We start from the raw sequence: 12,209 nt of genomic DNA on the forward strand, positions 1-12,209 counted from the left end.
GGCTTATCTATCAGATTAGTAGACCTGCCCAGAGATTTATTTTGCCCGATTGCCGGTCGTATCCGAAATGTCGGACGCGTCCTTGGCCACGGCGGATCTGCGCCAAGTCAGGCGTTTTCGCGGAATTGTGAACCCTGAAGACTGGAAGCAACTGGCGCAACTGAACCTGCGTTGAACGGTTGCCTGATATGCCGGCGGTTAACAACTCTTCAACATTTGGCGACATATAATTCTTGTTAGACTGACTCGTTTCTTTGCTTGCCACCCCCCGTCAACCCGGTGCCTCCCTTGATGACTTCTCGTGTGCGTTCACCGTTGCTGTTGCTGCTGAGTGCCTTGTTGTTTTTCCTCGCGCTGGGCAATCATCAACTGCAAAATTCAACAGAACCGCGAGTTGCCGGTATTGCCATGGAGATGCACCTGAGTGACAACTGGGTAACGCCAAAGCTGAACGACCAACCCTTTCTTGAAAAGCCGCCGCTGAGTGTCTGGCTGGACGCGGCGGCTATTCTTGTATTCGGCGCTACACCGTGGGCGGTAAGACTGGCTTCCGCATTTGCCGGATTGTTCAGCGTGTTGTTGCTGTACAAGATGTTGCGACTGCTGGGGCGGCGCGCATCGCTGGCCTGGCTTGCCGCCTTCATGCTTGCCACGCAGGCCAGTTTCTGGAGCAACTCGCGGCAGGTGGGCGAAGACGCTCTGTTGGCGTTAGGCGTCAGCACTGCGCTGCTGGCGTTTTTTTATGCCAGTGCCGGTCACAAGGGCGCGCCGAGGATCGGCGTATGGCTGCTGTTTTCGCTTGGCATCGCAATCTCCACTCTCAGCAAAGGGGTGCTGGGGCTGGCCATGCCTGGCGTGGTGATTTTCGCCTGGCTTGTCTGGGACGCTGTGCAGCACAGGCGTCTGGTCATTGCCGACTGGCTGCGTCCTGCAATGTTTACTGCCCTGGCACTTCTACCGTTGTGTACCTGGCTTTATCTGCTGTACGGGCAGGGCGGAACTCAGTCGCTGAAAGACGTACTCTGGATCAATAGCGTCGGCCGGTTCAGTGGCTCTTTCGAGGAAGCGGGTCATTACGAACCTTTCTACTATTACCTGGCAAAACTGCCCGAAGCATTTTTGCCCTGGAATATCCTGGTGTATCTGGGGCTGTGGCATTTCCGTAAGCAACTGGCCGCCAATCGTTACCTGTTTTTTTTAGCCTGTGGCTGGTCGTTCAGTTTTTGCTGCTGACCCTCGCCTCCAGCAAGCGCGTGGTTTACTTGATGTCGCTGGCGCCTGCCGCCGCCGTGATCGCGGCAGAATACGCGTTCGTGCTGGGCGAGAAGTTGCGGGCACAGTCTGCTTTTCCCGGGGTTATCACGAAAAACCGCAGGGTACTGAGCGCCGCAGGCGTGTCGCTGATCGTGATCTGTTACCTGAGCGCAGCGCTGTGGCTGGTGCCGCGAGCGGATAGCCAGTATTCGTTCGTGCCGTTGACTGACAAAACCCGCGCCCTGCAGGTTCAAGGGCGTCACGTCGCGCTGTTCCGGCCCACTGAACGGTTGGCGGGAGCCAGCGTGTTCTATGGCCAGAGCGTGCTGGACGCCTTGATGTCCAGCGCTGATCTGAATACGTATCTTGATCGCTCAGTCGATAACGTCGCCATCCTGGAAAACCTGTCAGCCGCTGCGCCGCCGTTACGGGTCGTCGACCAGGTGAAAGTCGGCGAACGCACCTATTATTTCGTCAGCCGCTGACGAGGACGCGAACAATGCACCCTGAGCTGCCCGGCTACAGCATCAGGTACGCAGGGAAAAAGCTTATAGATGCTGGACGCCGGCCACGGGTTGGAAAGCAGTCCACTGCTTCTGTGGAATCGGCAAATCACAGGATTCACCCCGGCCGATGGGAAAGTAGTGAAAACCGTGTTTCGCAAGCCGTTCGGTGTCATACAGGTTTCGACCGTCGAAGATGACCGCTGCGCCCAGGCGCTGCTGGATCAGCTCGAAATCCGGAGCCTTGAACTGCTGCCACTCGGTGCAGATGATCAATGCATCGGCCTCGTCGAGCGCCGATTCCGGCGTGCCCATTAGAATCAGATCCTTGCGATGGCCATAAATACGCTGGGTCTCCTGCATGGCTTCTGGGTCAAATGCCCTGACCGTGGCACCGGCCTGCCAGAGTGCTTCCATCAGCACCCGGCTGGGCGCATCGCGCATGTCATCGGTGTTTGGCTTGAACGCCAGACCCCACAACGCAAAGGTCTTGCCGCGCAGATCGCCCTGATAGAAGGCATTGACCCGCTCGAACAGTTTGCTCTTCTGCCGTTCGTTGATGGCCTCGACCACCGACAGCAGGTCGTTGGAGCAGTTGGCTTCTTTCGCGCTGTGGATCAGCGCGCGGATATCCTTGCCAAAACACGAGCCGCCGTAGCCGCAACCAGGGTAGATGAAATCGTAGCCGATGCGTGAGTCGGCACCAATTCCCAGCCTGACGGATTCGACGTCCGCGCCGAGGTGTTCCGCCAGTTCGGCTATCTGGTTGATGAAGCTGATCTTGGTCGCCAGCATGCAGTTGGCGGCGTACTTGGTCAGCTCGGCGCTGCGCAGGTCCATGAACATGATGCGGTCATGGTTGCGGTTGAACGGCGCATACAGTTCGCGCATGACTTTCTGCACCGCCTCGTTTTCGCAGCCTATGACGATTCGGTCCGGACGCCGGCAGTCATTGACCGCCGAACCCTCTTTGAGAAATTCCGGGTTGGACACGATATCGAACTGCAGCAGACGACCGGCCTGGCGCAGGGCCTTGTCAATGTGTGCGCGCAGGGCGTCGCCGCTGCCGACCGGCACAGTGGACTTTTCGACGATGATCAGCGGTTCGCGGCGATGCCTCGCAATCGCATCGCCAACCGCAAAAAAACCGCTCAGATCGGCCGATCCATCGGCTCGGGAGGGCGTGCCGACGGCGATGAACAGCACTTCCGCGTGTTCCACGGCGACGTGTTCGTCGGTGGTGAAGTGCAGGCGTTCGTGATCCAGGTTTTCACGCACCAGGTTCGCCAGCCCCGGTTCGTAAATGTGCACCTGACCCTGACGCAGTTGCTCGATCTTTACTGGATCGATGTCCATGCAGACCACGTCGTGGCCCACCTCGGCAAGCACGGTCGCTTGTACCAGGCCAACATATCCACTACCGAAAACGCTGATTTTCATGGGAAACATCCTGAAGTTGGTGGCCCGGATTGCGCCGTAGGTTGATAATCAAGACACCTGCCACGATCAGCGTGACACCGACAGTTTTCGATACCGTGAACGTCTCGTGGAAAAATGGCAGGAGGGTGGCCAGCGCATACACCAGCGCATAGCTGAGGCTGAGCAGCGAATAGGCACGGCTCAGCGACAGGTCGCGAAGCGCCAGCAGCCAGGCGAACATGGAAAGTGCATAGGCCATCATCGAGGCGCCAATTACCGCGACGGCGCTTGCATCGATCTGGCTCCAGATCTGCATATCGAGCCACTGGCCGGGCGAGGGCAGGCGGCTCATGCCCCAACGCATGCCCAGTTGTGCCGAACTGACCAGTGCAACGCTGGTCATCGCCCGGCGTATGCCTTGGCGACGGCTCACGCCTGATACCCCAGCAGAAAGACGCCGATAATGATCAGCGCTACCCCTGTCCAGTGCCGCGCGTCTACGGGCTCGCTGAAAAGAAAGTGCCCCACCAGAGTGATCAGCACGAAGTTGATGCCCAGCATCGGGTAAGCAATGCCGACGTCCATTCGCTGCAAGACCACCAGCCAGCTCAGCAGCCCCAATGCCAGGCAAGTTACGGCCAGCCACAACCAGGCGGAACGAAGGGCCGCGAGCACGCCTGCGCTTTTCCAGCGTTCTGCCGTGTATTTCTGTGCAATCTGCCCCACGCAGGTGAGCAGGCACGTGGCTGCAAGCATCAACCAGGTCATGGCGCTGACTGTTCGTAGATGAGAATGACCAGATTGCCTTCGTCGTAGCGCTTACAATCGCTGGGCAATGACTCGAGTTCACGCAGTTCGTCGTCACTTTTGCCGCGCATGATCACGCCGACCTGACCTTCACGTCGGGCCCTGGTCATCCATTCGTCTATATCCTGAAGGCGGACTTCTCGCTTTTCGACGTCGGGATAACCAAGTCCGTACTCAAGTTCGCCCCAGGTATTGAAAAACGTAACGTCTGGCCGCTTCAGTTGCCAGGCTAGCGCCGAGGCCGCACCCAAGTCGTTACTCAGCAGAGACGTGCTGTCTGCCAACTCCGCCTGATGCCTGGCGATGAATGAATCGGGTGTTTTGTTGTACACCACGGCATTGGGCAACGCCGCTGGCAGCAGTGCGATCAGCAATCCGCTACCCGCAGCGGGCAAGGCCCAGAGGGTCAAGGGTCGTACGACCTGGAGGGCGTTGGCAAGAATCCATCCGCCAAGTAGTGCGATTGCCAGTAACAGATGCAGCGGTTCATCTTCATACACGGCGTGTTTCGATTGCAGATACAGCAACGTTGCCAGCCCGACGACAGCTGCGGCCACATTGAATAGCCCGTTCGCACGCAGCGCGGTAACGCGGCGATGCTCAAGACGCTGGACCAGGACATCGGCCATTAACAGCGCCAACGGCAACAGACAGGGCAATAGATAGGTCGGCAGCTTGCCCTTGCTCAGGCTCAAAAATGCCAGCGGTACCAGCAACCACAGCGCCAGAAAGGCCGTATCAGTTCGGTGTCTCTGAAGCCATATCTGCTTGAATGTAACTGGCAGCAATAGCGTCCACGGCACGCAGGCCGCGATCAGCAGCGGCGCATAGAACCACCAGGGTTCGGCGTGCTGAGCGTTCTCCGCGGCGAAGCGATGGATGTGCTCGTGCCAGAAGAAATAGCGCCAGTAGTCGGGCTCCTGGACATGCACCGCCAATGCCCAGGGCAGGCTGACTGCGACGGCGATGACCACCGCGAGCGGGCCGAACCGGAATAACTCCGTCAGGCGTCGTTGCCAGATCATGTAGGGCACAACAACGATTGCCGGCAGCACCCAGGCGAGTAAACCCTTGGTCAAAAATCCCATGCCGCAGGCCACGCCGATCAAGGCCCAGGCTGTGAGGCGGGCTCGACCGACACGGTGACTGGCATGCCAGAACGCTGCCAGTGTCAGGTTGGTCCACAGCGTGAACTGCGGATCAAGGTTGCTGTAACCCGCCTGGCCGGCCACAAAAGCAAAACTCATGAACAACAGCGCGCTGGCAATGCTCTTGCGCGGGTCGTTCCACATTTTTTCGGCCAGCCAGTAGGCGAGTGCGACGCTCAAGCCGGTGCTTAGCGCCGACGCGATCCGTACACCGAACAGGTTCTCCCCGAAAACCGCCTGCCCCAGGGCGATGAACCAGTAGCCGGCAGCCGGTTTTTCGAAGTAGCGCAGGCCCATGAAGTGAGGTACGACCCAATCGCCACGGTGGAGGATTTCCTGACTGATCTGTGCATAGCGGGTTTCATCGGGAATCCACAAGCCATGAAAACCGAGCGGTACAAGGCAGACGAGGGCAAAGGCCAGTAGCAACAGCGCGATATGAAGCGTTCTGCTGCCGTTCATCGCTGCACGCCCAGCCAGCCCTCGCGACCGGCGATGGTGCCACGAATAATCTGTCCGGCAGGCAGTTGTTCGATGGATTCAGGCAGCAAATCGCCCAACGGATTGAAATGAATGCCTCGGGCATTGGCCTGCTCTAACAACCGCCGGAACGCGTCGGCCATGACAATGCCTTCGACTTCGGCATGGATGGTGTAGATGTTGAGGTTCTGCTCAGCGAAACGCGCCAGGATGAAGTCGTTGAAAGTTTCCACCTTGAGGTGCGGCCCGGTTACTTCGTCGAAGGTTGGCAGATCCACCGGAATCTGCGGCGTGCCCAGACTGCCATCGGCCAGTAGGGGGCGGAACAGCGAAGTGCCGCGACAGTCACTGTTGTAACGCAGGTTGAAAGGCTGTTTGGCGCGCACGACATGCTCATCGGCGCGCCAGCCTGCAGCCGCGGAGCAGGTGACCGGGCAATCCAGAATAGTGCTCAGGCAGTCCAGACCGAGGCGTAGCTGTTCGCTCAACTGTGCGTTGCTCCAGCGCCCGGCGTTGGCTTGCCAGCGGTAATGATCCCAGGCATGCAGCCCGATCTCGTGCCCGGCATCGCGTGCGCGGCGTATCAGTGGCCCCAGATCACGACCAATCGGCCTGCCTGGCCAGGCAGTGCCCGCCAGCAAAATGTCCCAGCCATACAGACTGGCCGCGCGCGACCTGATCATCTTCCAGAAAAACCGGGGACGCGCGAGGCGCCATAGATGACGGCCCATGTTGTCGGGGCCGACGCTGAAAAAGAACGTTGCCTTGACCTGCGCTTCGTCGAGCATGTCCAACAGCCGTGGCACGCCTTCCCGGGTACCACGATAGGTGTCGACATCGATTCTCAGGCCTGCCTGCATCAGCACTGATCCGCTTTTTCAGCCATGGCTTCCCGGAGGAAGAAATCCAGTGTTTTGCCGATGGTTTCGCTCAGCGCAATGCCCGGGGCCCAGCCAATCAACTGACGCGCATTATCGATGCCAGGTTTGCGGTGGCTGACGTCCTGATAGCCCTTGCCGTAGAACGACTGACTTTCGACGTCGCGAAAGCCGGCAAAGGGAGGGAAGTTATCGCGCAGCGGATGGGCCTCGAACTGACGCAGCAATTCCTCACCCAATTGGCGAATACTGGCTTCGTTGTCCGGATTTCCGATGTTGATAATCTGACCATTACAGCGCCCATCGCGATTTTCAATGATTCGCGCCAGTGCCTCGATACCGTCGGCTACATCGGTGAAACAGCGCTTCTGGGCGCCGCCATCCGCCAGTCGAATCGGTGTGCCTTCTACCAGATGCAGAATCAATTGGGTGATCGCCCGGGAACTGCCAATGCGTGCAGAATCCAGCCGGTCCAGACGCGGGCCCATCCAGTTGAACGGCCGAAACAGGGTGAATTGCAGGCCTTTCTGCCCATACGCCCAGATCACGCGGTCCAGCAACTGCTTGGAAACCGAATAGATCCAGCGCTGTTTGTTGATCGGGCCGACCACCAGGTTCGACGTGTCTTCGTTAAAGCTTGCGTCCTGGCACATGCCATACACTTCGGACGTCGACGGGAAGATCACGCGCTTGTTGTATTTAACGCAGCAGCGAACGATTTTCAGATTTTCTTCAAAATCCAGCTCGAATACGCGAAGGGGATTGCGGGTGTACTCAATGGGTGTCGCAATCGCCACCAGCGGCAGGACCACGTCGCATTTCTTGATGTGGTATTCGATCCACTCGGTATGGATGCTGATGTCGCCTTCAATGAAGTGAAAGTTCGGCTTGGCGCGCAAGCGCTCTATGGCATCCGAGCCGATGTCCATACCGTAGATTTCGTAACGGTCGTCCTGCAACAGCCGTTCCGACAAATGATTGCCGATGAAGCCGTTGACGCCCAGAATCAACACACGCGTACGCCGAACCGGGCGCTGCATCTTCGCGTCGCGCAGCTGCGAACCTTGTACCAGGCCGAACTCGCGGGCCAGTTGCGCGCCGCTGAGGTACAAGCCTTCATTGCCGCGTTGTCCGGCATGGATGATCAGCGAACCCTCACCACACGCGATGCGTAACGGGTCGTGGCTGATGACCGTGCCCGGCGCGGCACCGTTATTCGACGGTTCGACACGGGCGGCCCAGATGATCAGCTTGTGATCGCCCACCGGGAAAAACGCGCCGGGGTAGGGCTGTGTGACCGCGCGAATCAGGTCGTACAGGCGAGCCGCCGGAAGTGACCAGTCGATCAGACCGTCAGCCGGAGTGCGCCGGCCGAAACAGGTTGCCAGAGACTCGTCCTGAGGCGTGCCTGACAGCTGATCCCGGGCGAGTGAAGGCAAGGCGTCCGAAAGCAGCGCGATGGCGGCTTCACGCAACTTGCCGTGAAGCGTCAAAGCAGTGTCAGTGGCGCTGATCGAGATGCGTTGCTGAGCGAAAACGGGGCCCGCGTCGGCGCGTTTGACCATCTTGTGCAAGGTCACACCGGTTTCGGTTTCGCCGTTGACCAGCACCCAGTTGACCGGTGCCCGACCGCGATAGCGCGGCAACAGCGAGCCGTGCAGATTGAACGCGCCTCTTTTTGCGCAGGCCAGCAGAGGTTCACTCAGAAGCGCGCGGTAATAGAAGGAAAAGATGAAATCCGGGGCCAGTTTACTGACACGTTCTATCCACAGCGGATGGTTGGGGTCTTCGGGCGCATGCACCGGAATATCATGCCGGGCACACAGTTGCGCCACAGAGCCAAAGAAGGTTTTTTCCTCTGGGTCATCGGCATGCGTGAATACCGCAGCGATTTCGTAATCCGCGTCCAGCTAATGCTTGCAGACCCGCGCAACCAATATCGTGATAAGCAAAAACGACCACTTTAGTGCTCATGGCGCAACCCTGTTCATATGGGGAGTTACAACGCTGTCGGTGGCAGTCTCGGACGAACTGCGCACGACTTTCTCGATGAAGAAACGCGGACGCGCACGGACATCGCTGTACATCCGGCCGAGGTATTCGCCCAGCAAACCCATGCCGATGAATTGTCCGCCGGTAAAGACAAACAGCACGGCGAACAGCACGAAGGTGCCATCACCGGCCCAGGATGCCCCGAACATCAGCCGCAGGACGATCAGCAAGACGGCGAACAGGCCACCCAGGAGCGCCATGCTGAAGCCGATAATGCTCAGTAACCGCAGAGGCGTGGTGGTCATGCAGGTGATAAGGTCAAACATCAGATTGACCAGCCGCATCGGGCTGTATTTGGAGTCGCCGTGCTCACGTTCGGCATGCTCGACCAACACTTCGGTCGTATGCCGCGCGAAGCTGTTGGCCAGAATCGGGATGAAGGTGCTGCGCTCCCGGCAGGCCAGCATCGCGTCGACGATCGTTCGGCGGTAGGCCCTGAGCATGCAGCCGTAATCGTTCATGGCCACGCCGGTAGAGCGCTGCACAGCCAGGTTGATGAGTTTCGATGGCCAGCGCCGCCAGGCCGAGTCCTGCCGATTGCTGCGCACAGTGCCGACTACGTCATATCCTTGCTCGGCAAGCGCTACCAGACGGGGGATTTCCTCGGGAGGATTTTGCAGGTCAGCGTCGAGGGTGATCACCACGCCACCGCTGCATTGCTCGAACCCGGCCATGATCGCGGCGTGCTGACCGTAGTTGCGGTTCAGGATCACCGCAACAAAAGGGCTGCCGCTCCGCTCGGCTGCGTGCTGCAGAATCTCCGCCGAGTCGTCACGGCTGCCATCATCCACCAGGACGATTTCGTACGCGTGACTCAGCTGTGCGCAGGCCGCTTCGGTCCTTCGCAGTAGCTCCGGCAAACTTTGCTGCTCGTTGTAAACCGGAATGACGACCGACACACAGTTGATTGGGTAAGGTTTCACTGGCGGGTTTCCAGAATGGATTCAATGGCACAGACCACCCGCTCGACATCATCGAGGGTCATGTCGGGGAACAGCGGAATGGAGCAAAGCCGCGACGAATTCCATTCGGTATCAGGCAAACGAACATCCGGAAATCGCTTGCGGTAGTAGCTGTGCAGGTGCGTTGCGATGAAATGGATGCCAGTGCCGATGTTTCGCGCCTGCAAGGCTTTCATGAACGCATCGCGATCCAGCCCGCAGCGCTCGGGATCGATGCGCAAAATGAACAGGTGCCAGGCGTGTTGTTGCGCGTAACGGGGCAGGGCGAGGGGCAGAACAGCGCTCTCGGCGAGACGCTGAAGGTAATGTCGGGCAAGCATCTGGCGTTTGGCGTTGATTGCATCCAGACGTTGCAACTGCACCCGCGCAATACTGGCATTAAGGTCTGCCAGGTTGTATTTGAAGCCAGGTTCGATGACCTCGGCCTGGGGTTTTCTGCCCAGTGTCAGACGGTCGTACGCATCGACACCTAAACCGTGAAACTTCAGCTGCCGAACGCGATCTGCCAACTGTGGGTCGTGGGTTACCAACATTGCGCCTTCGGCACAGGTCATGTTTTTGATCGCGTGAAACGAGAAAATCGCCGTGCCATGGCTTCCGATCGGACGGCCTTTGTAACCGGTGCCAACGGCGTGGGCGGCGTCCTCAATCACCGCAATCCCGTGCCGCTCGGCCAGCGTATAAAGCGGATCAAGATCGAACGCCGCGCCAGCGTAGTGAACCGGAACGATAGCTTTGGTACGCGGGGTTATGGCGTGTTCGATCTGCGCTGCGCTGGTCATCAGAGTGTCGCGATCTACATCGACGAACACAGGAGTGGCACCCAGCAGACAGATCATGTTTGCCGTCGACACCCAGGTTTGCGACGGCGTAATCACCTCATCACCGGGGCCGATACCGAGCGCAAGCAGCGCGACATGCATCGCTCCGGTGGCCGAAGACAGCGCAACAGCATGCCGGGCACCCACCCGTTCAGCGAATTGCTCTTCCAGTTTCTGACATTCAGGCCCGGTGGTGATCCAGCCGGAGCGCAGCACGCGAGTGACCGCGGCAATTTCTTCATCGCTCATGGAAGGGCGCGAAAAAGCCAGAAAAGCTTCGCTCATGTCGCTAGGGAGGCGCTGCAAAAATAGCCAACTGTCCCCACCCTTGGCACACTAAGTTCCTTCAACAGCCTCCCTCTCCGTGAGCGTTACGCGCGTGCAGAAGACCTTCTCCGAACTCGAATATACCGGCAAGAAAAAGCAGACTCGCCGAGATCGCTTCCTGGCTGACCTTGAACAGTTGGTGCCCTGGGCCCTGCTGGAGGCGCAAGTGGCGCCGTTTTATAGCAACACCGCAGGCAAGCGCGGACGCCCTGCGATAGGGGTGTCGCGCATGTTGCGCATGTACGTCGTGCAGCAGTGTTTCGGTTTCTCCGATGAAGGTTGCGAAGATGCCGTCTACGACAGCCAGGCCATCCGCGGTTTTATGGGTATCGACCTGGGTCGCGAGTCTGCACCGGATGCCACCACCTTGCTGCGTTTTCGCCGCTTGCTGGAAGTCCATCAGCTAACCCGGCTGCTGTTTGAAACGATTAACCAGCATCTGGCCAGCCGGGGGCTGCTGCTCAAGGAAGGCACTATCGTCGACGCTACTCTGATCGCCGCGCCGCCCTCGGTCAAGAACCGAGAAGGCAAGCGTGATCCTGAGATGCATCAGGCCAGGAAAGGCAATCAATGGCACTTTGGGATGAAGGCCCACATTGGTGTAGACGCCACGTCGGGGCTGGTGCACAGCGTAGTAGGGACGGCCGCTAACGTGGCGGATGTCACCCAGGTTGGCCAGTTGCTTCACGGTGACGAAACCTATGTTTCGGGTGACGCTGGATACACCGGTGCGGCCAAGCGACCGGAGCATGCTGAACGGGACGTTATCTGGTCGATTGCAGAACGGCCAAGCAGTTACAAGCAGCACGGCGAAGGCAGCGTGCTGTATCGGGTCAAGCGCAAAATTGAATATGCCAAGGCGCAACTGCGTGCCAAGGTCGAGCACCCCTTCCAGGTAATCAAGGTGCGCTTCAATCATCGCAAGGTTCGCTACCGTGGGCTGGAAAAGAATACAGCGCAGTTGTTCAGTTTGTTTGGGTTGGCCAATCTGATGCTGGCCAAGCGGTATTTACAACAGACGGCAGGATAAATCCGTCTGAAAGGCGGGACTGGCCCGCCTTTCAGCAAAATGAGGGCAGAAATCTGCTCGAGAAACGTAAAATAAGGCCGGCAGGTTGAAAAAAACCGGCTTGGAAATGGGGACGGTGCGAACGGGTTAATTGTTCAGCGTCTCCCTAGCCTTCCCCATTACAGGGTCGGCACCATTTGGCGCAATGGTCGCTGCATTTCTGACACCGAGCTCGACACCGAGAGGCTTGCGGTCAACTTCAATGCAGGGAAGTGGCGGACTACCTCACGCAGAGCGCTCATCGCTTCAGGTCAAGGGCACCTCTTTGCAGATGAGGAGTATCCGCTAATCTTGGGAAACGACGATCGCTGCAAACTTCTCAACTTCTCAACTTCTCGCTCGATGATGGTCGCAATCTGCTGATCCCGTGCACCGAATACTTTGTACGTGCCTATGCCAGAAACATGGAGATTTGCAGGGCTTTAGCCAATTTGCGCTGGAGCGATGTTTCTAACGTTCTTTTTCAGAACCCGGTAGCAGAACGTAATC

Annotated in this window: 8 protein-coding genes and 2 pseudogenes; 2 read left to right on the plus strand and 8 right to left on the minus strand. The window is 58.5% G+C overall.

The features are described from left to right. Window positions 1-291: 291 nt before the first annotated feature. Window positions 292-1,739 (plus strand): annotated as a pseudogene (locus BLT55_RS08000) (ArnT family glycosyltransferase). 63 nt (window positions 1,740-1,802) lie between these two features. Here BLT55_RS08000 and BLT55_RS08005 read toward each other — a convergent pair. The 8 genes and pseudogenes from BLT55_RS08005 to arnB all read right to left on the minus strand — a co-directional run bounded on the left by BLT55_RS08005 (window position 1,803) and on the right by arnB (window position 10,609). Beyond that, the gene (locus tag BLT55_RS08005) at window positions 1,803-3,197 is read right to left on the minus strand and encodes a UDP-glucose dehydrogenase family protein (RefSeq protein ID WP_055001490.1); all 1,395 of its coding nucleotides are present in this window, start codon (window positions 3,195-3,197) and stop codon (window positions 1,803-1,805) included. Continuing rightward, the gene (gene arnF / locus BLT55_RS08010; protein WP_055001491.1) at window positions 3,175-3,579 is read right to left on the minus strand and encodes a 4-amino-4-deoxy-L-arabinose-phosphoundecaprenol flippase subunit ArnF; all 405 of its coding nucleotides are present in this window, start codon (window positions 3,577-3,579) and stop codon (window positions 3,175-3,177) included. Before arnF ends, BLT55_RS08005 begins: the two co-directional genes overlap by 23 nt. Window positions 3,580-3,605: 26 nt before the next feature. Further along, window positions 3,606-3,944 carry a 4-amino-4-deoxy-L-arabinose-phosphoundecaprenol flippase subunit ArnE gene (arnE, locus tag BLT55_RS08015; protein ID WP_055001492.1) on the minus strand — a complete coding sequence of 113 codons (339 nt, stop codon included), beginning with the start codon at window positions 3,942-3,944 and terminating at the stop codon, window positions 3,606-3,608. Next, entirely contained in the window at window positions 3,941-5,593 is a 1,653-nt protein-coding gene (gene arnT / locus BLT55_RS08020; RefSeq protein WP_055001493.1) for a lipid IV(A) 4-amino-4-deoxy-L-arabinosyltransferase, read from the minus strand. The genes arnE and arnT overlap by 4 nt, the downstream gene beginning before the upstream one ends. After that, window positions 5,590-6,471, minus strand: coding sequence for a 4-deoxy-4-formamido-L-arabinose-phosphoundecaprenol deformylase (gene arnD / locus BLT55_RS08025; RefSeq protein WP_055001500.1), 882 nt, complete (start codon window positions 6,469-6,471; stop codon window positions 5,590-5,592). The genes arnT and arnD overlap by 4 nt, the downstream gene beginning before the upstream one ends. Beyond that, window positions 6,471-8,463, minus strand: a pseudogene (gene arnA / locus BLT55_RS08030) (bifunctional UDP-4-amino-4-deoxy-L-arabinose formyltransferase/UDP-glucuronic acid oxidase ArnA). The gene arnD and the pseudogene arnA overlap by 1 nt, the downstream one beginning before the upstream one ends. Next, a complete protein-coding gene (gene arnC / locus BLT55_RS08035) occupies window positions 8,460-9,464 on the minus strand; it encodes an undecaprenyl-phosphate 4-deoxy-4-formamido-L-arabinose transferase (protein ID WP_055001494.1) in 1,005 nt (334 codons plus the stop codon). The pseudogene arnA and the gene arnC overlap by 4 nt, the downstream one beginning before the upstream one ends. Further along, the gene (gene arnB / locus BLT55_RS08040; protein WP_055001495.1) at window positions 9,461-10,609 is read right to left on the minus strand and encodes a UDP-4-amino-4-deoxy-L-arabinose aminotransferase; all 1,149 of its coding nucleotides are present in this window, start codon (window positions 10,607-10,609) and stop codon (window positions 9,461-9,463) included. The genes arnC and arnB overlap by 4 nt, the downstream gene beginning before the upstream one ends. Window positions 10,610-10,703: 94 nt before the next feature. On the opposite strand from arnB, the gene BLT55_RS08045 reads away from it, so the two are divergent. Beyond that, on the plus strand, window positions 10,704-11,681 hold the full coding sequence (locus tag BLT55_RS08045; protein WP_007247761.1) for an IS5 family transposase: 978 nt from the start codon (window positions 10,704-10,706) through the stop codon (window positions 11,679-11,681). Window positions 11,682-12,209: the final 528 nt, after the last annotated feature.

The sequence above is a fragment of the Pseudomonas cannabina genome (assembly GCF_900100365.1).
In the GTDB taxonomy this organism is placed as follows: domain Bacteria; phylum Pseudomonadota; class Gammaproteobacteria; order Pseudomonadales; family Pseudomonadaceae; genus Aquipseudomonas; species Aquipseudomonas cannabina.

What these genes read in the sequence shown, in the direction of transcription:
- BLT55_RS08005 (WP_055001490.1), bottom strand. Translation starts at nt 3,197, where the DNA reads ATGAAAATCAGCGTTTTCGGTAGTGGATATGTTGGCCTGGTACAAGCG.
- arnF (WP_055001491.1), bottom strand. Translation starts at nt 3,579, where the DNA reads ATGACCAGCGTTGCACTGGTCAGTTCGGCACAACTGGGCATGCGTTGG.
- arnE (WP_055001492.1), bottom strand. Translation starts at nt 3,944, where the DNA reads ATGACCTGGTTGATGCTTGCAGCCACGTGCCTGCTCACCTGCGTGGGG.
- arnT (WP_055001493.1), bottom strand. Translation starts at nt 5,593, where the DNA reads ATGAACGGCAGCAGAACGCTTCATATCGCGCTGTTGCTACTGGCCTTT.
- arnD (WP_055001500.1), bottom strand. Translation starts at nt 6,471, where the DNA reads ATGCAGGCAGGCCTGAGAATCGATGTCGACACCTATCGTGGTACCCGG.
- arnB (WP_055001495.1), bottom strand. Translation starts at nt 10,609, where the DNA reads ATGAGCGAAGCTTTTCTGGCTTTTTCGCGCCCTTCCATGAGCGATGAA.